We start from the raw sequence: 21,802 nt of genomic DNA, 5'->3' as shown, positions 1-21,802 counted from the left end.
AAAAGCCTTAAAACATGTCCACGGGAACCGGGGGGATCTCGATCAACGGCTTCGTCGCCATGCTTCGTCGGCCCCGCCTGCCGGGCAGGCCATCGATATCCGCACGCCGCGCGTGCCGGGCAGGCCTCCGCCTGGCCGGCGGCCTGTTGCTGTGCGTGGCCGGCGTCGCGGGCGCCCTGCAACCCGACAAGCCGTTCCGCGACTACGTCGGCGACACCTGGGGCGTGGAACACGGGTTACCGCAGATCAGCGTCCTGTCGATCACCCAGGACCTCGAGGGCTATCTTTGGCTGGGTTCGCAGGGCGGCCTGGCCCGTTATGACGGCAGCCGCTTCGTGGCCTTTGGCCAGGAAGATGCGCCCGAGCTGGGCAGCCACGTGCTGGCGCTGCAGGGCGACGCGGAGGGCCGCCTGTGGATCGGCACCTCGCAGGGGCTGCTGGTCCACAGCGACGGCCACTTCCAGTCGATACCGGTCGCGGCCGGACCGGACCAGGCGCAGGGCGCGTTCCCGATCCGCAGCATCGTCGAAAGCGGCGGTGAGCTGCGCTTCGCAGGCCCCGACGGCGTGTATTCCACCAACGGTGCATCCCTCGCGCTGCATTCCCCGCTGGACGGTCCGGCACTGAGCCTGCTGTCCGATGCCGATGGCCTGTGGGTCGGCAGCACCGGGCGGGTGTTCCGCATCGATGCCGAAGGCGTACAGCAGACCACCCTCCCCGCCAGTGCCGCCCTGGCCCAGGTGTCGCACCTGGCCGCCGATGCCCAGGGAGACCTGTGGGCCGGCACCGCGCAAGGCCTGTACCGGTTGCACGCGGACACCTGGCAGCGGATGGACGCCGGTCCGGTCGAAGCCCTGCGCAACGACCACGATGGCAACCTCTGGGTCGCCACCACCACCGGGCTGCTGCGCTTTCGCGATGGCCGGCTGGTCGAGCGCGTGCAGGAGCTTCCCGGCAGCCGCGCGATCCGCTCGATCCACGAGGACCGCGACGGCAACCTGTGGCTGGGCAGCCTGACCGACGGCGTCACCCGCCTGTGGGACGGCTGGACCACGCGCCTGGGCGCCGCCCAGGGCCTGGGCAATCCGCTGCTCTGGGCGATCGCCCCGGGCAGCGATGGCGAGGTGTGGGTGGGCGGGAGCGATGGCGTCGACGTCTACCGCCAGGGCCGCTTCCACCTGCGCGTGCCCGGCACGCGCCTGCCGCACCCGGAAGCCTACAGCCTGCTGGTGGAGCGCGACCGCGCCTGGATCGGCACGCGCAGCGGCGTGGCGCTGCTCCAGGGCAACCGCGTCGAGGTGCCTCCCAAGCTGGGACTCCTGCGAGGTTCGCAGGTCAACGGCATCGTCCGCGATCGCGGCGGCCGCCTGTGGTTCGCCACCACCCAGGGCTTGTTCGTCCTGGGGCCCGACAACCAGCTCGCCCACTACACCGAAGAGCAGGGCCTGGGCGACCGGCGCGTGCGCCTGGTCCACGAGACCCGCGACGGCCGCCTGCTGGTAGGCACCTACCGCGGCCTGTACGAGTGGCGCGACGGCCGGATCCTGCCGCTGGGCCACGATACCGGGCTGGATGACCCGGGCATGGTCACCGCCATCCACGAACTGGATGATGGTCGCTGGGTGGTCGGTGTCAGCGGTGGCGAAGACCTGCGCCTATACGACGGTCGCCGCTGGATCCGGCTCGGCCGCGAACAGGGCCTCCCGGCGAACATCGCGTTCCACATCGCCAGCGCCAACGACCACCTGTGGGTGGCGGGCATGCGCGGCGTGTACCGCGTGCCGCTGGCGGCGCTCGAAGCCCACGCCCTGGATGCCGCGATCGCGCAGCAGTCCCCGCTTGCCGCGGAGATCGTGATCAATTCCGGTGCCGACCGCGCCGGTGGCCAGGCGGACAAGTGCTGCAACGGCGCGGGAAACAGCCGCGGCCTTCTGGTCGGCGACACCCTGTGGTTGCCCACGCGCGACGGCGCGTTGCTTATCGATACGGCCAAGCTGCAGGCACGGGGCGCCGAGCCGCAGGCGCAGATCGAGCGCCTGCAGGTGCAGGGCCGATGGCGGCATCCGCAACGCGATGCGGCGCTGGCGCTGCCGCTGGGTGCGCGCGACATGCGCTTCGAGTTCAGCGTGCCCTCGTTCCAGCCGATGCATCCGGTGCACCTGCGGTACCGGCTTGTCGGCTACGACCCGGACTGGCGCGAGCCCGATGCACCGCACCTGCGCACCGCGACCTATACCAACCTGCCGCCGGGCGAATACAGCTTCGAAGTCGCCGATTTCGCGCAGGCTGATCCGGTCGCGCGCGCGGCACGACTGGCGCTGTCGGTGCCGCCCCGCTGGCACGAGACGCTCGCGTTCCGCCTGCTGCTGCCGCTGCTGGTCGGCGGCCTCGTGTACCTGGCCTACATATGGTTGCAGCGCCGCCACACCAGCCAGCGCGCCGCGCTGGAATCGCTGGTGCAGGAGCGCACGCGCGACCTGCAGGCGGCGAATGCACGCCTGGAGGCGCTGAGCTTCACCGACCCGCTCACCGGGCTGCACAACCGGCGCTACCTGTCGCGGCAGATCCCCGCCGACCTGTCCTTCTACGAGCGCGACGCGGCCTACCAGTCCGGCGAGGAGGCGCTCGTGTTCGCGCTGCTGGACGTGGACCACTTCAAGTCGATCAACGACACCCATGGCCACGCCGCCGGCGACCGCGCGCTGGAACAGCTGGCTGCGTTGCTGACCGCGCTGGTGCGCAAGGGCGACTACGTGGCGCGCTGGGGCGGCGAGGAATTCCTCCTCGTGCTGCGGCCGTTGCCGCGCGGAAGCGTGCCGCAGATCGGTGCGCGCCTGTGCGAGGAGATCCGTGCCCATGTCTTCGAACTGGACGACGGCGCCACGCACCGCATGACCGCGTCGGTCGGCCTGATCGAATGCCCGCTGTTCACGGCCGCGCCTCGCCTGCTGCGCTGGGAACAGATGGTGACCCTGGCCGACCGCGCGCTGTACCGGGCCAAGGCCGCCGGACGCGACACCTGGGCAACTTACCGGCCGCGCGAAGGCGCGCAGCCGCCCGCCGGCATGACCGCGTTCGGGGGCGACCCGTCGTGGCTGGTCGAAACCGGACTGCTGGAGCTGTCCGGCCCGGAAGAAAACGCGGGGGCGGCGACTACGCCGCGCTGATCCGCAACACGTCGTCCAGCAGAGCGGCGGCCGTGACCTCCGCACCGGCGCCCGGCCCCTGGACCACCAGCGGCTGCACCGGGTAGCGGTCGCTGACCACCGCAACGCGGTTGTCGGTGCCGCCACCGCCGCACAGCGGATGGTCGGCCGGCAACGCGCGCAACCCGACCGTGGCCGCTTCACCGTCGAAGCGCCCGACGAAGCGCAATCGGGCCCCGGCAGCCTGCGCTTCGCGCAGGCGCGCGGCCAGCGGCGCATCAAGCAGTTCGAGCAGGCCTGCGGACGCCTCCTGCGAGGCAGCCGCCAACGCGGGCGGCAGCAGCGATTCGACCTGCACCTGCGCAGGCTCCAAGGGCAGCCCCGCCGCGCGCGCCAGGATCAGCAGCTTGCGGCGCACGTCCTCGCCGGACAGGTCGATGCGCGGATCCGGTTCGGTGTATCCGGCCGCCATCGCCTCGCGCACGCACGCCGAGAATGGCCGGGTGCCATCGAAACGATCAAACAGCCAGGCGAGCGAGCCGGACAGCACGCCTTCCACCGCGTGGATGCGGTCGCCACCGGCGACCAACGCACGCAGGCTGCCAAGCAGCGGCAGCCCCGCCCCGACCGTGGCGCTGTCGCCGTAGCGGCCGCCGGTCCCGCGCTGTGCATCGGCGATGGCCTGCGACCGGGCGAGCAGGGAACCGTGGCCCAGCTTGTTGGCGGTGACCACGCTGACGCCCCGCGCCAGCCATTCCGGGTGCCAGTCGGCGACCAGTTCGCTGGCGGTCGCATCGACGAGGATGTCGCCCGCCTGCAGCGCTTCGGCCTCTGCCCAGCCCTGCAATGCCAGCGTGCGGCGTGGCGCGGCGTTGGCGCGTTCGATCGCCGGCAGCAGGCCCTCGCCGCAGCCCTGCACGCTGCGCGAATTCGCAAGCCAGGCCACGCGCGGCAGTTCCAGGCCGCGCGCCTGCAGGCGCTGGTAGCGATCCACGAAGGCCGCGCCCACCGTACCGGTCCCGAGCAGCGCCATGCGGCGCACTGGCGCGCTTCGCTCCAGCGCGGTGCGTGGTGCGATTGAGCGCCGTGGCGCCAGCCCGGAGGCAGCGCTCATGCATCCACCCGCTGCACCACCACTTCCCCGCGCGCGCCGACCACGGCGGCCTGCGCGGCCTGCAATGCCGCAGCGACATCGACGACCAGGTCCTCGCAGGCCTCGATGCCGATCGACAGGCGCAGCAGGCCGTCGGAGATGCCGGCCTTGGCCCGCGCTTCGGGGCTCATCGCCGCATGGGTCATCGTCGCCGGATGCGCGACCAGGCTCTCCACGCCACCCAGCGACTCGGCCAGGGTGAACCAGCGCAGCGCATCGACGAACGCACGCACTGCCGGTTCGCCGCCGGCCAGCTCGAAACTGAGCATCGCGCCGAACCCGCTCTGCTGGCGCGCGGCCAGCGCATGACCCGGATGCGACTCCAGGCCGGGGAAGTAGACCTTCTCCACCGCCGCGTGCCCGTCCAGCAGTGCCGCGATCGCCGTGGCGTTCTCCTGGTGCACGCGCATCCGCGCATCCAGCGTGCGCAGGCCGCGCAGGGTCAGGAAGCTGTCGAAGGGCGAACCGGTCAGGCCCAACGCGTTCGCCCACCAGACCAGCTGCTGGTGCAGCTCCGGATCGCGCGCGACGACCGCCCCGCCGACGACGTCGCTGTGGCCGTTGACGTACTTGGTGGTCGAATGCAGCACCACGTCGGCGCCGAAGGCGAGCGGACGCTGCAGCGCCGGCGAGAGGAAGGTGTTGTCGACCACGGCCAGCGCGCCAGCGCGGTGCGCGGCCTCGATCACGAAGCGCAGGTCGGTGATCCGCAAAAGCGGGTTGGACGGCGTCTCGATCAACACCAGCTTCGGCGACTGGCCCAACGCATCGGCCAGCGAGCGCGGATCGGTGAGGTCGGCGGTGATCAGCTCGAAATGCCCCTTGGCCGCCAGCGCGTTGAACAGGCGCCAGCTGCCGCCGTAAGCGTCGTGCGGCACCACCAGCCGGTCGCCGGGCTGCAGCAATGCGTGCAATACCAAGGTGATCGCGCCCATGCCGGTGGCGGTGACCACGCCGCCGGCGCCGCCTTCCAGGTCGGCCAGCGCCTCGCCCAGCAGGTCGCGGGTGGGATTGCCGCTGCGCGTGTAGTCGTACTGGCGCTTGTTGCCGAAGCCGTCGAAGCTGAAGTTGCTCGACAGCACGATCGGCGGCGTGACGGCACCGTAGGCCGTGTCGCGGTCGATGCCGGCGCGTACCGCTGCAGTGGCGGGGCGACAGTCGATGGTTTCGTTCGCGGGGGTGGGGGTCTTGCTCACGTGGAAGCTCCGTTGCCGCGCAGGACGGCGGCGAGAATGAGGTCGATGCGATCGGTTTCTTTCAGGAAGGCGTCGTGGCCGTACGGCGAGCGCAGCACGCGCAGCTGGCCGCGGCCGTGCAGGCCCTCGACCAGGGCCACCGAATCGGCCAGCGGCACCAGGCGATCGCCTTCCACCGCGACCACCGTCACCGGCACGCCCACCGAGACGGGGTCGAGCCGGTGCAGGTCGATCGATTCGGACAGGCGCAGGTAGGCGGTGACCGGCGTGCGGGCGACGTACTGCGCGCCCGCGGCATCCAGGTAGTCCTCGGCGGCGCAGCGCACGCGGCCGTTGATGATTTCCGGCGCGCTGTCAAAGCGCTCACCGAACTCTTCCGGGGTGCGGTAGCTGAGCATCGCGAATTGCCGTGCCAGTGCCAGGCCCTGCGCGTCGGCGCACTGCAGCTGGCCCAGCGCCACCGCACGGCGTTGCAGCGCGCGCCACGCCGAGGCGTAGGGATGCGGGCGATGCGCGCCACTGACCGCGATCAGCCGATCCAGGCGACCGGGGTGGCGGGCGGCGAACTGCAGACCGACCATGGCCCCGTACGAATAGCCGACGAAGGCCTGCAGCCGGTCGATCTCCAGCGTCTCCAGCAGCGCGGCGATGGCGTCGGCCTGGTCGATGGTGTCGATCGGAGCGTCCAGGCGCCCGTCGGCACCGACGTAATCGAAAGCGAGGATCCGGTGGCCGGCCGGATCGAGCGTGCGCCCGGCAACTACCAGCGCATTGGCCCAGCCCGGTTCGGCGAAGGCCTCGCTGGCCGAGACATGGCGGTGCGCGGAAATGCCGCCGGCGACGAACACCACCGGCGCGTCGGCCGGACCTTGCAGTTCATAGCGCAGCACGACCTGGCGCACGCCGGCATGGCGCATCGGCAGGTTCACCGCGATTTCGCCGCGCTGCGCGGAGGGCACGGCATCGCCGGCGGACGGCGCGCTGCTCAGGTCGGGAAATTCGGATTGCAGGACAGTGTTCACGAGGCTCATGGCGGGGATCCGGAGGGAAACCGCCATCGAGCCTTCGCGGGGCCCGCGTTCGCCGTGCGCTGGCACGGTACGAACCATCTTCCGACGGACGCTAAGGTCCCCCGCAGGATTTGGCACCTACGCGGACGCTTTGCGTCCGCGGGCTGCCCCGGCATCAAAGGGCCTGTTCCCTCCGCCGGTCTCGATGGCGGGGTCAGATTGCCACCCCCCGCCGGCGGCTGTCAATCTTTTCATCCGGATAGAGAGATGGTTACAAACTTCACGTTTTACCCCGTACCTGCCGATAATCACGTCCATGCAGGCCATCCCCCGACTCCTGCGAGCCTCCGCGGTCTTTCTCGCGGCAGCCCTCGCCCCCTCCGTCCCCGCCGCCCCGGCCGCCGCCGCATCCCTCCCGGTCATCCACGAATCCTGGATCTCCGCGCCCATGGCGGGCGAAGAGATGGATTCGCTTGCGGTCTGGCAGAACACCGGCCAGCGTCCATGGCTGATCGCCTCGGCCAAGGAGGGCCAGCGCCTGCTCCTGTTCGACGCGGACAGCGGCGTGCGCATCGGCGCCTCCGGTGGACCGGGCACCGGACCCGGGCAGTTCCATCGCCCGAACGGCGTGGCCGTGTCGGGCGACCTGCTGTTCGTGGTCGAGCGTGACGGCCAGCGCGTCCAGGTGATCCACCTTCCGGACTTCACCGTGCTCGGCGACTTCGGTACCGGCGAGTTGCAGCTTCCTTACGGCATCTGGATCGATGCGTCCGCGCCGGAAGGTCTCGTCGTCTACGTGACCGACAGCTTCATGGCCGATTTCGCTGCCGCGCAGTTGCCGCCGCGCGAGCGCCTGGCCGAACGGATCAAGCGCTATCGCGTCTCGGTGGATGCCGGTGGCCGCCTGCAAGCTGGCTACCTCGGCGCCTTCGGCGATACCGGCGACGCCGGCGCCCTGCGCATGGTCGAATCGATTGCCGGCGATCCTGCCCATGGACGCCTGCTGATCGCCGAAGAGGACAACCGCGTCGGCGCCACGCTGCGCGAATATTCGCTCGATGGCCGCTTCCTCGGGCGCAACCTGCCACCGTTCGAGGACGACGCCGAGGGCGTGGTGCTGTGGCCCTGTGGCGACGACGCCGGCTACTGGGTCGCGGTCGACCAGCTGGATCCGACCCGGTTCCACCTCTTCGAACGGACCACCCTGAAGCCGGCCGGCAGCTTCACCGGCGCGCGGACCGCGTTGACGGACGGCGTCGCACTGCACCCGCGTGCCACGACCCGCTTCCCCCACGGCGTGCTGTTCGCCCTGAACCGTGACCACGCCGTGTCCGCTTTCGACCTGGGCAACCTCGTGCGCCGCCTGCGGCTGGCGCCCGCCTGCCTGGAATGACGCACGGCCGCGCCCGCCCGGTCGGCTGGCTGCTGGCGGCTGCGGCGGGAGTGGCGCTGGCAATCGCGCTGCCCGCGGACGCTGCACGCTTCTGGCGCTGGAAAGACGCACAGGGCACGCCGGTCTTCGGAGATCGCCCGCCTGCCGGGGACGTGGACGGGGTGCAGGCGTCCTCGTTCCGGCGCAGCCCCACCGATCCGGTCGGGCTGCATGTGCGCGACCGCGGCAGCCATTACGAGGTGGTGGCCGACAACCGCGCGCCGGGCCCGGTGGAAGTGCAACTGGCGCTGGCACGCGCGGAGAACGTGCGTCCGGTGCCCGCGCTGCCGGCCAGCAGCGTGGTTCCGGCCCGTGCGAGCCGCGTGCTGGCGCGGGTGTACCCGGACGATCCGCGCATGCCCAACGCCTTCGAGGTGGTCCTGGACCAGCTGCCGGGCGACCCGCGGGCGCGTCCCTTCGATTTCGAGTACCGCGTGCCGTTCGACTACGGGCGCGTCCGCGTCGACCAGGGCTTTGGCGGCCGCTTCAGCCACAACGACCCGCAGAACCACTACGCGGTGGATTTCGCCCTGCCCGAGGGCACGCCGGTGCTGGCCGCGCGCGGGGGCGTGATCCTGCAGGTGGAATCGGATTTCGAACGGACCGGGCTGGATCGCGAACGCTACGGCGGTCGCGCCAACTACATCCGCATCCTCCACGACGACGGCAGCATGGCCCTGTATGCGCACCTCAAGCCCGAGGGCGTCGAGGTGCGCGTCGGGCAGCAGGTCCGGCAGGGCCAGCGCATCGCCCTGTCGGGCAACACCGGCTTCAGCACGGCTCCCCACCTTCATTTCGTCGTCCAGGCCAACCGCGGCATGCGCCTGGAGGCCATCCCGTTCCGCATGTTCGGCGCGCTGGGTGAACTGAAGTTCGCCCGTGACGAAGCCGGCCGCTGAACCCCGGTCGGGTCCGGGAGGGCCGGCCCGGTATAATCCGCCGTTTCCGCCAGCACCCCGCGCCTCCCGGCGCCAGCCCCCATGTCCGAAATCTCCCTCGAAGCCGCGCGCCGGCGCACCTTCGCGATCATCTCGCACCCCGACGCCGGCAAGACCACGCTGACCGAGAAGCTGCTGCTGTTCGGCGGCGCGATCCAGATGGCCGGCTCGGTCAAGGGCCGCAAGGCGGCCCGCCATGCGACCTCGGACTGGATGGCGCTCGAAAAGGAGCGCGGCATCTCGGTGACGTCCTCGGTGATGCAGTTCCCGTACGAGGGTCGCGTCATCAACCTGCTCGACACGCCGGGACACGCCGATTTCGGCGAGGACACCTACCGCGTGCTCACCGCCGTGGACTCGGCGCTGATGGTCATCGACGTGGCCAAGGGCGTGGAAGAGCGCACCATCAAGCTGATGGAGGTGTGCCGCCTGCGTGCCACGCCGATCATGACCTTCATCAACAAGCTCGACCGCGAGGGCAAGGACCCGATCGACCTGCTCGACGAGGTCGAGACGGTGCTCGGCATCCAGTGCGCGCCGGTGACCTGGCCGATCGGCATGGGCCAGCGGCTGAAGGGCGTGGTCCACCTGATGACCGGCGAGGTCCACCTGTACGAACCCGGCCGCAACTTCACCCGCCAGGACTCGACCATTTTCCCGTCGCTCGACGCGCCGGGACTGGAGGAGAAGATCGGCAAGGAGATGCTCGCCCAGCTGCGCGAGGAACTCGAACTGGTCCAGGGCGCCAGCCACCCGTTCGACAAGGCCGCCTACCTGCGCGGCGAGCAGACCCCGGTGTTCTTCGGCTCGGGCGTGAACAACTTCGGCGTGCAGCCGCTGCTGGATTTCTTCGTCGAGCACGCGCCGCCGCCGCAGCCCCGCGCGACCACCGGACGCGAAGTGGCGCCGACCGAGAACAAGCTGACCGGCTTCGTGTTCAAGATCCAGGCCAACATGGACCCGCAGCACCGCGACCGCGTCGCGTTCATGCGCGTGTGCTCGGGCCAGTTCACCGCCGGCATGAAGGCTTTCCACGTGCGCACCGGCAAGGAAGTGAAACTGGCCAACGCGCTGACCTTCATGGCCTCCGACCGCGAGATCGCCTCCGAGGCCTTCCCCGGCGACGTGATCGGCATCCACAACCACGGCACGATCTCCATCGGCGACACCTTCACCGAAGGCGAGGCGCTGTCGTTCACCGGCATTCCCAACTTCGCCCCGGAGCTGTTCCGCCGCGCGCGCCTGCGCGACCCCCTCAAGCTCAAGCAGCTGCAGAAGGGCCTGGCCCAGCTGTCGGAGGAAGGCGCCACCCAGTTCTTCCGCCCGCTGATGAGCAACGACCTGATCCTGGGCGCGGTCGGCGTGCTGCAGTTCGACGTGGTCGCCTATCGGCTCAAGGACGAATACGGCGTGGATGCCAGCTTCGAGCAGGTCGGTGTGGCTACCGCGCGCTGGATCCATTGCGCCGACGCGAAGAAACTGGAGGAGTTCCGCGAGAAGAACGCGATGAACCTTTCCATCGACGCAGCCGGTGAACTGGTCTACCTCGCGCCCACCCGGGTCAACCTGCAGCTGGCCCAGGAGCGCGCGCCGGGCGTCATCTTCCGCGCCACCCGCGAGCATGCGCACAGCGTCGCGGTCGATTGAGCCCGTCAGGCGCCGCTTGCCGGCGCCTGCCATGCACGACCCGCCACCATCCCATTCGGGCCTGCTGCGTACAGATGCACGCATCGCGTGCTTGCAGTAAGTTGCGGCGCATGCCGGCCGCCCCGTCCCCCACCCGAGACGCCGCGCACCACGTGCGCGACGAAATCGCCAACGCACTGACCCATGGCCTCGGCGCCGCCGCCGCGCTGGCCGGTGGCGCGGTGCTGATCACCCTGGCGGCGATCCATGGCGATGGCTGGCAGCTGGCCGGGGCGATCGTGTTCGGCGTGGCGCTGCTGCTGCTCTACACCGCTTCCACCCTGTACCACGCCATCCAGCACCCGGTGGCCAAGGGCCGGCTGAAGGTGTTCGACCACTGTGCGATCTACCTGCTGATCGCCGGTACCTATACGCCCTTCACCCTGATCGGCCTGCGCGGCCCCTGGGGCTGGGGATTGTTCGCGGCGATCTGGACGATCGCCCTAGCCGGCGTGGCGTTCAAGCTTTTCTACACTGGGCGCTTCCCGCGCCTGTCCACGGCCCTCTACATCGCCATGGGCTGGCTGATCGTGGTGGCGTTGAAGCCGATGCTCGAATCGATCGATGCATGGACGCTGGGCTGGCTGCTCGCGGGCGGCGTGTTCTACACCCTCGGAACCTACTTCTACCATCGCGAATCGATCCCCTATTCGCATGCGATCTGGCACCTGTTCGTGATCGCCGGCAGCGTCTGCCATTTCGTCGCGGTCAGCGCACAGGTATTGATGCCGCGCCTGCAGCAGGCCTGACCCGCAGGCCTCGCGTGAACATGCGCTCCGGCGCTTCGCGTGGCGTGCACACGGCATGCCGATACTGGCCGCATGAACGGGTCAGCTTCCAGCAGGAACCGCCTTTATCGTGTCCGCCAATGGCGCCCCTCGCGCCGGGCCGGCATCGTGCTCGGCACGCTGGCGCTGGTCGTGCTGGTGGTATGGCTGCTGTTCGACTGGAACTGGTTCAAGCCGCCGCTCGAGCGCGCGGTCAGTAGCGCCACCGGGCGCGAGTTCCGCATCGACGGTGACCTGGACGTCGACCTGGGGCGCACGATCACCGTCTCGGCCGACCAGCTGCGGCTGGCGAACGCGCCCTGGTCGAAAGAGCCGCGCATGGGCAGCGCCGAACGCGTGGAGATCGACATCGCGCCGTGGCCCTTGCTGGCACTGCGCCTGCGCATGAAGGAGGTGCGCGCCACGCGCGCCAATGTCTGGCTCGAAACCGCTCCGCGCGGCGGCGGCAACTGGGTATTCGACGACGGCAAGCCCGACGCGGCCGAGACCGATGAGCCTCGCTGGCGACTGGACCGCTTGTGGATCGAGGACAGTCGGCTGCGCTTCACCGATGCGGCCGAGAAGACCGACATCGACATCACCCTCGACAGCGTTGCGCCGGAAGCCGCGCAGCGCGCCCAGCCCGCGCAGGCGGCTGCCCCGGTTGCGGTGAAGGGGCGCGGGCACTGGCGGGGCGCGGCGTTCCGGCTCGAAGGCCAGGCCGCGTCGCCGCTGGCATTGGCCGACAGCGACACGCCCTACCGCATCGACCTGGATGCCCGCGCCGGGGCGACCCGGGCCAGCGCCAGCGGCACGCTCACCAATCCATTCCGGCTCCAGACCTTCGACGTGCAGATGCAGCTCGCCGGGAAGGACCTCGAGGACCTGTACCCCCTGCTCGGCCTGGCCCTGCCGCCCTCGCCGCCCTACCGCCTGGACGGGCGCCTGCGCCGCAACGGCGATGTGTGGCGCTACGACGGCTTCAAGGGCGTGGTCGGCGACAGCGACCTTGCCGGCGACGTGCAGGTCGACGTCTCCGGTGCGCGCCCCATGTTCACCGCGCAACTGCTCTCGCGGCGCCTGGACTTCGACGACCTCGCCGGGTTCCTCGGCGCCCCGCCTTCGACCGGGGGCAAGGAGACGGCCAACGCCGAGCAGAAGGCCGAGGCGGCCAAACGGGCGGCCAGTCCACGCCTGCTGCCGGATACGCCCTACGACCTCACCAAACTCAACGCGATGGATGCGGACGTGCGCTGGCGCGCGGAGAGGATCCACGCGCCGAAGCTGCCGATGATCGACGACATGGACGCGCACCTGCTGCTCGACGGGGGCGTGCTGCGCCTGGAACCGCTGAACTTCGGCGTAGCCGGCGGCGACGTGCGCTCGACCATCCGCATGGACGCGCGCAAGCAGCCGATCGATACGCGGGCCCGGATCGCGGTGCGCGGGGTGGAACTGCCCAAGCTGCTGGCCCAGGCCGAACTCGCGCAAGGCGCTGCCGGGCGCATCGGCGGGGACATTTCGCTGCACGGCCGCGGCGATTCGATCGCCGCCATCCTCGGCAGCGCCGACGGCGACGTCGGACTGGGCATGGGCCGCGGCCGGATCAGCAACCTGGTCATGGAACTGGCCGGCCTGGATATCGCCGAGTCGCTCAAGTTCCTCCTCACCAAGGACCGCCAGGTGCCGATCCGCTGCGCGTTCGCCGACTTCGGCGTGCAGGATGGCCTGATGACTTCGCGCGCGCTGGCGTTCGACAGCACCGATACGATCATCGTCGGCGAAGGCACGATCAACCTGGAAGACGAGAGCCTGGATCTGCTCCTGCGGCCGCGCCCGAAGGACCGCAGCATCCTCTCGCTGCGCTCGCCGCTGCGGGTCGGCGGAACCTTCAAGGATCCGTCGTTCCGCCCGGATTTCGCCGCGCTGGGCCTGCGTGGCGCGGTGGCGCTCGCGCTGGCCAGCATCACGCCACCGGCGGCGCTCCTGGCGACGTTCGAGACCGGGCCGGGCGAAGACAGCGACTGTGGCGGGAAATACGCGCGCTGAAGCCTGCGCGCGCGCCGCTCAACTGGCGATGTAGCGCTGCAGCTGTTCCAGTTCGAGCTGCTGGTCGGCGATGACCGCCTTGACCAGGTCTCCGATCGAAATCACGCCGATCACATGCCCGCCCTCTACCACCGGCAGGTGGCGGATGCGGCGCTCGGTCATCAGCTGCATGCACGCGTGCACCGGCGTGTCGGTCGAAACGGTGATTACCTGGGCGGTCATGATGGCGCTGGCCGGCGTATCGGCGGACGACCGCCCCTGCAGCACCACCTTCCGCGCGTAATCGCGCTCGGACAGGATGCCGGCGAGCACGTCGCCGCGCAGGACTAGGACCGCGCCGATCGACTTGTCGGCCATCAGGCGGATCGCTTCCACGACCGGCGCCTCCGGCGCCACCGCGAAGACTTCAGCCGGCTTGTCCGCCAGCAGTTGGCGTACCGTGCGCATGGACAACTCCGTCAGCGTATTCCTCGCCAGAGGATACTCCTGCGGCGACCGGTTGCCATGTATCCACCACATACAGCGGCCGCTGCTTGGCTTCCTCGTACAGGCGGCCCAGGTATTCACCGATGAGACCCAGTGCGATCAGCTGAACCCCGCCCAGGAACAGGATCACGACCATCATGGTCGGCCAGCCGGCCACGCGATCCCCCCAAAGCAGGGTCTTGGCCATGATCGACAGTCCGCCCACGAACGCGGCAAGCGCGGTCATGATGCCGACATAGGTGGCCATGCGCAGCGGCGCAGTGGAAAAACTCGTGATGCCTTCCAGGGCGAAGTTCCACAGCCGCCAGAAGCCGAACTTGCTGCTGCCGGCCAGCCGTGGCGCGCGCCGGTACGGCAGCGCGATGCGACGGAACCCGACCCAGCCGAACAGGCCTTTCATGAACCGGTGCCGTTCGCGCAGCCGGGCCAGCGCCGCCAGCGCCCGCGGCGAAAGCAGGCGGTAATCGCCGGTGTCGGCTGGAACGGGCGTGGGCGAGAGCCGGCCGATCAACCGGTAGAAGACCGCTGCCGCGCCGCGCCGCATCCAGCCGTCGCCCTCGCGTTCGATCCGCGTCCCGTAGACATCGTCCCAGCCTTCGCGCCAGCGCGCGACGAATTCCGGGATCAGTTCGGGCGGATCCTGGCCATCGGCATCGAGGATCATGGCCGCCCCCTCTTCGACCTGGTCCAGGCCCGCGGTCAGGGCCGCTTCCTTGCCGAAGTTGCGCGAAAGCCGCAGCAGCGCCACCTGCGGATCGGCAGCCGCGATGGCCTGCAATACCTCCCAGGTCCCGTCGTGGCTGCCATCGTCGACGTAGAGCACGCGGGTACGCAGCCCGGACAAGCCGGCCAAGGTCGCGCGGATCCGCGGATGCAGCAGCGGCAGCGCCTGAGCCTCGTTGCAGGCAGCCACTACCACGGTGATCAGTTCGTGCCCGGGTGATTCTGGTCGCATGGAGCCGATGGTACGGAGCACCCGCCGCCGCGGCCAGCCCGATGCGGTCGTGCCGGCAACGACGCGGCGTCGCGACGGTTCAATCGAGCTGGTCCAGGTAGTCCGGCCCACCGAGCTGGCGCATCTGCCGCTGGATCCACTGCGCGCGGCGCTGCACGTAGGGCCCGGGATTGCGCGCGCTGTAGCGCCGCGGCGCAGGCAGCACCGCGGCCAGGCGTGCGCTCTCGGCCGCGGTCAGGCGGCTGGCGTCCTTGTGCCAGTAGCTGCGCGCCGCCGCCTGCGCGCCATAGATGCCATCGCCGAACTCGGCGACGTTGACGTACACCTCGAGGATGCGCTCCTTCGGCCACATCACCTCGACCAGCAGCGTGTACCAGGCTTCCAGGCCCTTGCGCAGCCAGCTGCGCCCCTGCCACAGGAACAGGTTCTTGGCGACCTGCTGGCTGATCGTGCTGCCGCCGCGCACGCGCTTGCCGCGCGCATTGTGGTCGATCGCCTTCTCGATGGCCTTGAGGTCGAAACCCGAATGGCTGGCGAAATTCTGGTCCTCGGCGGCGATCACCGCCATCGGCAGGTGGGTGGATATCTCGTCCAGGTCCCGCCAGTCGTGGGCCGCCCGGAAATCCCAGTCGCCCTGCCGCCAGGCCTCGCCCTGCCGCGCGAGCATGAATGCCGAAACCGGGGGATCGACGAACCTGAGCACTGCCACCTGCAGCGCGGTCCCGGCGACGAACACCAGCGGCAGCCACAGCAGCCACTTCCACAGGCGTCGCCTACGCGTGCTGGTTTCGCTTGCGATGACACGCCCCCTGTCTGCCGGTGCCCGCTGGAATGATAATGCGTCCGCCCACCCTGACCGGCCCCACCATGGACACCCGCCGTCCCGAACAGCTCGCCGCCCTCGTCGCCGAAGCCGAGGCGCTGACCCGCAATGGCCGGTCACAGGAGGCGCATGGCCTCTGGGAGCGGATCCTGGCCATCGATCCCGAGCACGCGAGCGCACTGAACCAGCTGGGCGCGCAGGCCCTGGCCCGCGGCGACCTGGACAGCGCCGAGTCCTACCTGCTGCGCGTCCTGGCCGTGGCGCCGCGCACGGCCACCACGCATGCCAGCCTCTCGCGCCTCCACGCGATCCGCGGCGACCGCGACAGGGCCCTGGCGGCCATCGATGCGGCCATCCAGATCGATCCGACCGCCTGGGTCCCCCATGTGGAGAAGGCCCGCCTGCTGGAGGAGGCCGGACAGCTGCGCGTGGCCGGCCTGCACTGGGGCAACGCGCTCAACTACATGCCCGAATCCGTGCAGCGCCAGCAGCACCTGCAGCAGCTGGTGATGCACGCCCAGGCGGCGGTGCGCCGCAACCAGGACGATCTGGCCGGGCATCTGGAGGACAACCTGTCACCGCTGCTGCACGGCCACGGAACCCGCGAGGTCGAGCGCATCCGCCACAGCCTCGACATCCTCTCCGGGCGCCGCAGCTTCCCCGCCGCACGCCCGCTCACCCTGCCCATTCCACGGCTGCCGGCCATCCCGATCTTCCATCGCGAGGATTTCGACTGGGCGCCCGACGTGGAGGCGGCGTTTCCCGACATCCTCCGCGAACTGCATGCCCTGCTCGACCACGATGCCGACTTCGAGCCGTACGTGCAGACGCCCGACGGACAGCCCAAGGGCCAGTTCGCCCCGCTCGACCGCAATGTCGACTGGGGCGCCTACTTCCTCTGGAAACATGGCCGCCGGATCGACGACCAGGCCGACCGTTGCCCGCTGACCGAGGCCGCCATGGCCCGCGCGCCGCAGATGAAAGTTCCCGGTCGCGCGCCGGTGGTGTTTTTCTCCGCACTCAAGCCCGGCGTGCACATCCCGCCGCACAATGGCGCCACCAACGCCCGCCTGACGGTGCACCTGCCGTTGATCATCCCTCCCGACTGCGCCTTGCGCGTGGGGGACGAGACCCACGTGTGGGAGCCCGGCAAGCTGGTGATGTTCGACGATACGATCCGGCACGAAGCATGGAACCGCAGCGACCGGCTGCGGGTGGTCCTGATCTTCGATGTCTGGCATCCCATGCTCACGCCACTGGAACGCGACCTTGTGACCGCGATGACGGGCGGACTGATGAGCTTCTACGGCAACGACGCCGACCTGGGGGAACTGTGACCGATCCCATGCCCGACCTGATCACCCGTTTCCTGCTCCCGCATGCAGGCGTCCGTGGCGTGCACGTGCAGCTGCATGACAGCTGGACCACGCTGCTGTCGCATGCCGAGTACCCGCCCGTGGCGCAGCGCCTGCTCGGCGAGGCCTGCGCCGCGGCGGCACTGCTGAGCGCGCACGCCAAGGTGGACGGACGCCTCTCGCTGCAACTGCGCGCGGATGCCGGCCTGCGCCTGCTGTTTGCCGAATGCACCGCCGCTGGCCAGCTGCGCGGCATCGTCCAGCTGGACGAGACGATGGACCTGCCATCGGACCTTCGCAGCCTGGAGCGCCCGATGCTGGCCATCACCATCGAGAATCCCGGCCTGGACCCGCGCGAGCCGCTCCGCTACCAGAGCCTGGTCGAGCTCTCCGGCGCGTCGCTGGACGAGGTGCTGGAGGACTATTTCCGCCAGTCCGAACAGCTCCCCAGCCGCCTCCTGCTCGTCGCGGGCAGCGGATATGCCAGCGGGCTGATGCTGCAGAAGCTGCCGGGCGATGAAGGCGACCAGGACGGCTGGGTACGCGCCTGCGCGCTGTTCGACACGCTGGGCACGGATGAACTGGCCACCACGCCTGGGCCATTGCTGCTGCACCGGCTGTTCCACGAGGAAGCGCCACAGGTACTGGCGGAGAAGGCCCTGGCTTTCGGCTGCTCGTGTTCGCGCGAGCGCGTCGCGGCCATGCTCCAGTCGCTGGGCGAGGACGAGGCCCGGGCCGCGGCACAGGATGGCCAAACCGAGATCCAGTGCGGCTTTTGTGGCCGTCGTTATACCTTCCCTTTGACCGAAATCGGCGTATTGTTCGAGCAGCCGTCGGCCAACGCGCCGGCGCCGGATCGCCTGCAGTAAACGGTTACAGGGGCAACGGATCCAGCTGTTCTGGGGAGGGCGGCAACTTGTTAATCAATTGTAAATCCCATACGATCGGGTCACCGTGGATCCGGGAACTGCCGTTCCCGCCGCGGGTCTGAGAATCCATCATGTCCCTGCACCGCCTGCCCCTGCTGGCCGTCCTGCTGACCGCGCTCTGCGCGGCGCCGATGGTGCACGCCCAGGGCAGGACGAACTCCCCGACACCGGACAAGCAGACCGTGCTGCCTGTCTGGAACAAGGGCAGCGGCAAGGTCGAGGCGATCCTCCTGCTCGAGCCTACCGGTGAAGCCGGACCGGGTGCCCGCTGGCACTTCGGCAACAATTCGCTCGACGCGGCTTTTGGCCTGGGCGCCGGTGATTCGCTGGGCCTGCTGTGCAGCGGCCCCGGCGGCGGCGACATCAACAGCCTCGCCAGCCACTGCCTGCTGGCCAGCCTTGGCGCCGATGGGCGCGCGGAAGCTCCCGGCGCACGCCGGCTCTCCGCCACCACCGCCATCAGCCGCCAGGGCAGCCGTTTCGGCCTGTCCGCCGGCACCACCCAGAACGCAGGGCTGCCGGCCTGGCTGAGCGCCGATGGCGGCAGCGCGCTTGCGCACGCGGACCGCATCGAACAGAACGACCTGCAGGTGTTCGGCCAGAAGAACCTGGGTGCCGAAGCCTACGTATCCATCGCCGGCACCTATGCGCGCGCGCGGCTGGTCCCGCTCGCCGATGCCGCACCCGGCGTGGCAGACCGCTGGGACAGCAAGAGCCTGAGCGTTGGCGGCGGCTACGGCCCCTTCAGCGCGAGCATCATCGGCCGCGTGGTGGACATGCCCGGCCAGCCTGATGGCAAGTGGGAAGGCCTCGGACTCGGCCTGACCTGGCGCACGCCGTGGAGCGGCCAGCTCACGGTCGGTGCCGAGAACGTCGTCACCCGGGGCAAGAACCCGTTCTCGCCGTCGAACAGCGACGGAGACGAGGGCACCGTGCCCTACGTGCGCTACGAGCAGGGCCTCTGATCCACGCACCCGGCACATGCCGCATGGCATGCAGCTCTTCGGGGTAGCGAACGGCACATCGGGACGATCCGGCGATAATGTCTGTCCTGCAGCGCGGACAGACCACCAATGCATCCCTCCAGCCCCATTTCCGGCACCCTGCGGCAAGCTGCGCTTCTGGAGCGCGACGGCAAGGTGGATGCCGCCCTGCGCCTGCTGAAGCAGCCGGGCGTCGTGGATCCGGGAGATGCGGATGCGCACCGGCAGGTGGCCCAGGTAGCCATGCGACTGGGCGATGCGGAAATGGCGATCGTGCACATGCGGCATGCGACGGACCTGGTGCCGGGCGATCCGGCCACCCGCTTCCAGTTCGCCTGCCTGCTCGCCCATGAAGGGCGGCACGCGGATGCGGTGACCCACTTCCAGCACAGCCTCGAGCGCGCGCCGGGCAACGCCCAGGGATGGCACCTCCTCGGCATTGCCCTGCAGCGCCTGGCACGCCATGGCGACGCCCTCCAGGCGTTGCGCCGCGCATACGGGCTGGCCCCGGACAACGTCCGCACGCTGGAGGCACTGGCAGAGTCGGAGTTCCATGCTGGCTATCCGGAGGACGCGTTACCACTCTGGCGGCAGTTGCTCACGGCCCGACCGGACGATGCCCATGTGGTCCTGCGCACATCGGAGACGCTCAACCGGCTCGGCCGGCACGGCGAAGCCCAGGCGATGCTGCGTGAAGCGACCACCCGCCATCCGCAGACCGGAGATCTGTGGATGGCCCTGGCACAGACCGAGGAAGACGTCGGCGACCGGGATGCAGCGCGCTCGGCCTATCGCGCGGCACTCGTGGAGCATCCCGGCTGGGCGCCGCCGGTCAGCGGGTTGCTCGGGCTGGACCGGGGCAAGGCCGACGACACCCTGGTCGCGCAGGCACAGGAATTGATGGCGCAAGCCGACCTCCCCGACGCTGACCGGGCACTGATCGGCTACGAGCTCGGCAAGGTCCTGGATGGGCGCGGCCTGCATGCGGACGCGATCGGATGCTGGCACCAGGCCAATGCCGCGCGCCGGCGCATGACCGGCCCCGGCGACGTGGCCGCGTTCGAACGCAATGCAGCCCATACGATGGCCACGCTGACGCGCGCCCGGCTCGACGCCCGTCACGCACGCTGGTCGGGCAATCCCGATCCTCGCCCGCTGTTCATCGTCGGCATGCCCCGCAGCGGCACCACCCTCACCGAGCAGATCCTGGCGGCGCATCCCGCCGGTCACGGCGGCGGCGAACTGCCCGACATCGCCCTGATCGCACGCAACCTGCGCAGCGGCCCCGCGACGCGCGATGCGTGGCCCGATTCGATCGACGCGCTCCCCGACAACCTGCTGGAAGCGGCGGCGCAACGCTATCTGCGTGCCGCCACGCGGGAGGCATCGCCCGATGCGTTGCGCCTGGTCGACAAGGCTCCGTTGAACTTCTTCCACCTGGGCCTGATCGCGCTGCTTTTCCCCCGCGCCAGGGTGATCTGGTGCAGGCGCGATCCGCGCGATATCGCGGTGTCGGTCTATGGGGAGAATTTCTCGCTGGACGAAAAGCTCGCCACCGACCTGGAAGACATCGGCCACTACATCAATACCCAGGTTCGCCTGATGCGGCACTGGCAGGCGTCGCTTTCGATACCGATCCTCGAACTGGACTACGAGCAGCTGGCGACCCGACCGGAGGAGCAGGCGCGTCGACTGATCGAGTTCGCGGGCCTTCCATGGGACCCCGCCTGCCTGGAGTTCCATCGCAGCGAACGCGGCGTGCAGACGCCAAGCCGGTGGCAGGTCAAGCAGCCGGTCTACACCCGCTCCATCGGTCGCTGGCGCAACTACGAGCAGGCGCTCGGACCGCTGCTCGCAGCGCTTGCGGAAGACGCTTACACGTCGCCGGTCGCCGGACTTCCCGACGGCGTGGAAACCAGCGACCAGGCCAACACGCCCTCGGATTGACTCAACTCGCGGCATTCAACGGAGCTGCCTGGCCTGGCCGACTGCAACTGTTCGCGCAGTTGCTCCACCTGCGAGCGATCCAGCGCATGCGACACCATCTCGGCCGTCCGCAACCTGCCCCGTTCGAGTTCTCCGCGGTAGGCATCGAGGTCGGCCAGCACGGAAGCGGCGTTCCCGGCCCTCACACTGGCGAGCAAGCGGTGGACCTCCTCGCGCGCCTCGAGGAGCAGGTCAGGCGCCAGTGACGCATGGGCCGCGGCAGCCAGCGCTTCCATCGCATGGTTGTAACAGTCGCGCGCTCGCGACGCCGCCACCGGATCGCTGGCAGGCACGCCCGACCTCGCCTGCGCGATCCATGGAATCGCGTCGTGCGCGGCATGCATCAGGCCGTCCTCCGCCACCAGCCTCGCATGGTGGCCGAGTTCCTCGCGCCCTACCTTGACCAGTACCGAACCCGCGTGGTGCATCACGAACGCGATATGCGCCTGCGGCCGCGCGACACGCTGGCATTCCGCTAACGCGCGGGCACGATCGGCATACTCGAATCCGAACTGGCTGACTACGCCGTCGAAAGACGCATCGGCGAAAGGCAATGCCTCGATGCGCACCGCGGAATGGAATCGCACTCCACCGTGCAGGGATGGCTCGTGCCAGGCCGGCGCCAGTTCCGCCAGGTCAACCGCATCGATATCGGCGGCATCCTTGCGCAGCTCCCACAGCATGTGCGGCAACGGCCCGTTGCCGGTCGCCAGGTCGAGCAACCTGCCGGACGGCGGGAATCGGCCGAAGAAGCCACGCCAGAAGCCCGCGATCGCGCCCCCATAGTTGTTCCCGTAGCTCGTGGCACAGGAATGCATGCGCCCGCTGGACCAATAGGCGGACCACGCTGCGCGACGCGTGCTGTCGTCACTGGAACTCATCGAAAACTCCGGCGTGTCTTGAGATCA

General features: G+C 69.7%; 17 protein-coding genes and 1 riboswitch. Of the genes, 10 read left to right on the top strand and 7 right to left on the bottom strand.

Features of this window, described 5'->3' with window-relative positions; all coding sequences use genetic code 11:
• The first annotated feature begins 14 nt into the window (after window positions 1-14).
• Window positions 15-3,167 carry a ligand-binding sensor domain-containing diguanylate cyclase gene (locus MNQ95_RS10670; protein WP_241952859.1) on the top strand — a complete coding sequence of 1,051 codons (3,153 nt, stop codon included), beginning with the start codon at window positions 15-17 and terminating at the stop codon, window positions 3,165-3,167.
• On the opposite strand, the gene MNQ95_RS10665 is transcribed toward MNQ95_RS10670, so the two are convergent.
• From MNQ95_RS10665 to metX, 3 genes are all read right to left on the bottom strand, one after another.
• Complete coding sequence (locus tag MNQ95_RS10665) at window positions 3,154-4,179, bottom strand: homoserine dehydrogenase family protein (RefSeq protein ID WP_238390255.1); 1,026 nt, start codon at window positions 4,177-4,179, stop codon at window positions 3,154-3,156. The two genes, MNQ95_RS10670 and MNQ95_RS10665, sit on opposite strands and share 14 nt — an antisense overlap.
• 77 nt (window positions 4,180-4,256) lie before the next feature.
• Complete coding sequence (locus MNQ95_RS10660; RefSeq protein ID WP_425605663.1) at window positions 4,257-5,495, bottom strand: O-succinylhomoserine (thiol)-lyase; 1,239 nt, start codon at window positions 5,493-5,495, stop codon at window positions 4,257-4,259.
• A complete protein-coding gene (metX, locus tag MNQ95_RS10655; RefSeq protein ID WP_241952858.1) occupies window positions 5,492-6,526 on the bottom strand; it encodes a homoserine O-succinyltransferase MetX in 1,035 nt (344 codons plus the stop codon). Before metX ends, MNQ95_RS10660 begins: the two co-directional genes overlap by 4 nt.
• Before the next feature lie 71 nt (window positions 6,527-6,597).
• Window positions 6,598-6,717, bottom strand: a riboswitch (SAM riboswitch).
• 236 nt (window positions 6,718-6,953) lie between these two features.
• Here metX and MNQ95_RS10650 point away from each other — a divergent pair.
• From MNQ95_RS10650 to MNQ95_RS10630, 5 genes are all read left to right on the top strand, one after another.
• Window positions 6,954-7,898, top strand: a complete 945-nt coding sequence (locus MNQ95_RS10650; protein WP_241952857.1) for an NHL repeat-containing protein — start codon at window positions 6,954-6,956, stop codon at window positions 7,896-7,898.
• Window positions 7,895-8,836: a peptidoglycan DD-metalloendopeptidase family protein gene (locus MNQ95_RS10645; protein ID WP_241952856.1), complete on the top strand. Its 942-nt coding sequence runs from the start codon at window positions 7,895-7,897 to the stop codon at window positions 8,834-8,836. The genes MNQ95_RS10650 and MNQ95_RS10645 overlap by 4 nt, the downstream gene beginning before the upstream one ends.
• A gap of 81 nt (window positions 8,837-8,917) precedes the next feature.
• Complete coding sequence (locus MNQ95_RS10640) at window positions 8,918-10,522, top strand: peptide chain release factor 3 (RefSeq protein WP_241952855.1); 1,605 nt, start codon at window positions 8,918-8,920, stop codon at window positions 10,520-10,522.
• A 110-nt stretch (window positions 10,523-10,632) separates the two neighbouring features.
• Entirely contained in the window at window positions 10,633-11,310 is a 678-nt protein-coding gene (gene trhA / locus MNQ95_RS10635; protein ID WP_241952854.1) for a PAQR family membrane homeostasis protein TrhA, read from the top strand.
• Between the two features lie 72 nt (window positions 11,311-11,382).
• Window positions 11,383-13,377: an AsmA family protein gene (locus MNQ95_RS10630; RefSeq protein ID WP_241952853.1), complete on the top strand. Its 1,995-nt coding sequence runs from the start codon at window positions 11,383-11,385 to the stop codon at window positions 13,375-13,377.
• 18 nt (window positions 13,378-13,395) lie between these two features.
• On the opposite strand, the gene MNQ95_RS10625 is transcribed toward MNQ95_RS10630, so the two are convergent.
• The 3 genes from MNQ95_RS10625 to mtgA all read right to left on the bottom strand — a co-directional run bounded on the left by MNQ95_RS10625 (window position 13,396) and on the right by mtgA (window position 15,617).
• Window positions 13,396-13,824 (bottom strand): CBS domain-containing protein, encoded by a 429-nt coding sequence (locus MNQ95_RS10625; protein WP_241952852.1) that lies wholly within the window; start codon window positions 13,822-13,824, stop codon window positions 13,396-13,398.
• Window positions 13,784-14,818, bottom strand: coding sequence for a glycosyltransferase family 2 protein (locus MNQ95_RS10620; protein WP_241952851.1), 1,035 nt, complete (start codon window positions 14,816-14,818; stop codon window positions 13,784-13,786). Before MNQ95_RS10620 ends, MNQ95_RS10625 begins: the two co-directional genes overlap by 41 nt.
• Before the next feature lie 79 nt (window positions 14,819-14,897).
• Window positions 14,898-15,617: a monofunctional biosynthetic peptidoglycan transglycosylase gene (gene mtgA / locus MNQ95_RS10615; RefSeq protein WP_241954412.1), complete on the bottom strand. Its 720-nt coding sequence runs from the start codon at window positions 15,615-15,617 to the stop codon at window positions 14,898-14,900.
• A 38-nt stretch (window positions 15,618-15,655) separates the two neighbouring features.
• Between mtgA and MNQ95_RS10610 the strand changes: the two genes are divergently transcribed.
• From MNQ95_RS10610 to MNQ95_RS10595, 4 genes are all read left to right on the top strand, one after another.
• Window positions 15,656-16,978: an aspartyl/asparaginyl beta-hydroxylase domain-containing protein gene (locus MNQ95_RS10610; RefSeq protein WP_241952850.1), complete on the top strand. Its 1,323-nt coding sequence runs from the start codon at window positions 15,656-15,658 to the stop codon at window positions 16,976-16,978.
• Complete coding sequence (gene hslO / locus MNQ95_RS10605) at window positions 16,975-17,865, top strand: Hsp33 family molecular chaperone HslO (RefSeq protein WP_241952849.1); 891 nt, start codon at window positions 16,975-16,977, stop codon at window positions 17,863-17,865. Before MNQ95_RS10610 ends, hslO begins: the two co-directional genes overlap by 4 nt.
• 167 nt (window positions 17,866-18,032) lie before the next feature.
• A complete protein-coding gene (locus MNQ95_RS10600) occupies window positions 18,033-18,890 on the top strand; it encodes an XOO1806 family protein (protein ID WP_162408523.1) in 858 nt (285 codons plus the stop codon).
• 108 nt (window positions 18,891-18,998) lie between these two features.
• On the top strand, window positions 18,999-20,855 hold the full coding sequence (locus MNQ95_RS10595) for a tetratricopeptide repeat-containing sulfotransferase family protein (protein ID WP_241952848.1): 1,857 nt from the start codon (window positions 18,999-19,001) through the stop codon (window positions 20,853-20,855).
• On the opposite strand, the gene MNQ95_RS10590 is transcribed toward MNQ95_RS10595, so the two are convergent.
• A complete protein-coding gene (locus MNQ95_RS10590) occupies window positions 20,783-21,616 on the bottom strand; it encodes a class I SAM-dependent methyltransferase (RefSeq protein ID WP_241952847.1) in 834 nt (277 codons plus the stop codon). The two genes, MNQ95_RS10595 and MNQ95_RS10590, sit on opposite strands and share 73 nt — an antisense overlap.
• Window positions 21,617-21,802: the final 186 nt, after the last annotated feature.

The sequence above is a fragment of the Pseudoxanthomonas daejeonensis genome (assembly GCF_022637495.1).
GTDB classification, from domain to species: Bacteria; Pseudomonadota; Gammaproteobacteria; order Xanthomonadales; family Xanthomonadaceae; genus Pseudoxanthomonas; species Pseudoxanthomonas daejeonensis.
Note: the sequence above shows the minus strand (reverse complement) of the source record. Positions and strands in the feature narration are given on the sequence as shown.

What these genes read in the sequence shown, in the direction of transcription:
- MNQ95_RS10630 (WP_241952853.1), top strand. Translation starts at nt 11,383, where the DNA reads ATGAACGGGTCAGCTTCCAGCAGGAACCGCCTTTATCGTGTCCGCCAA.
- MNQ95_RS10645 (WP_241952856.1), top strand. Translation starts at nt 7,895, where the DNA reads ATGACGCACGGCCGCGCCCGCCCGGTCGGCTGGCTGCTGGCGGCTGCG.
- MNQ95_RS10670 (WP_241952859.1), top strand. Translation starts at nt 15, where the DNA reads ATGTCCACGGGAACCGGGGGGATCTCGATCAACGGCTTCGTCGCCATG.
- MNQ95_RS10625 (WP_241952852.1), bottom strand. Translation starts at nt 13,824, where the DNA reads ATGCGCACGGTACGCCAACTGCTGGCGGACAAGCCGGCTGAAGTCTTC.
- MNQ95_RS10620 (WP_241952851.1), bottom strand. Translation starts at nt 14,818, where the DNA reads ATGCGACCAGAATCACCCGGGCACGAACTGATCACCGTGGTAGTGGCT.
- MNQ95_RS10650 (WP_241952857.1), top strand. Translation starts at nt 6,954, where the DNA reads ATGGCGGGCGAAGAGATGGATTCGCTTGCGGTCTGGCAGAACACCGGC.
- trhA (WP_241952854.1), top strand. Translation starts at nt 10,633, where the DNA reads ATGCCGGCCGCCCCGTCCCCCACCCGAGACGCCGCGCACCACGTGCGC.
- MNQ95_RS10595 (WP_241952848.1), top strand. Translation starts at nt 18,999, where the DNA reads ATGCATCCCTCCAGCCCCATTTCCGGCACCCTGCGGCAAGCTGCGCTT.
- metX (WP_241952858.1), bottom strand. Translation starts at nt 6,526, where the DNA reads ATGAGCCTCGTGAACACTGTCCTGCAATCCGAATTTCCCGACCTGAGC.
- MNQ95_RS10610 (WP_241952850.1), top strand. Translation starts at nt 15,656, where the DNA reads ATGCGTCCGCCCACCCTGACCGGCCCCACCATGGACACCCGCCGTCCC.
- MNQ95_RS10640 (WP_241952855.1), top strand. Translation starts at nt 8,918, where the DNA reads ATGTCCGAAATCTCCCTCGAAGCCGCGCGCCGGCGCACCTTCGCGATC.
- MNQ95_RS10665 (WP_238390255.1), bottom strand. Translation starts at nt 4,179, where the DNA reads ATGGCGCTGCTCGGGACCGGTACGGTGGGCGCGGCCTTCGTGGATCGC.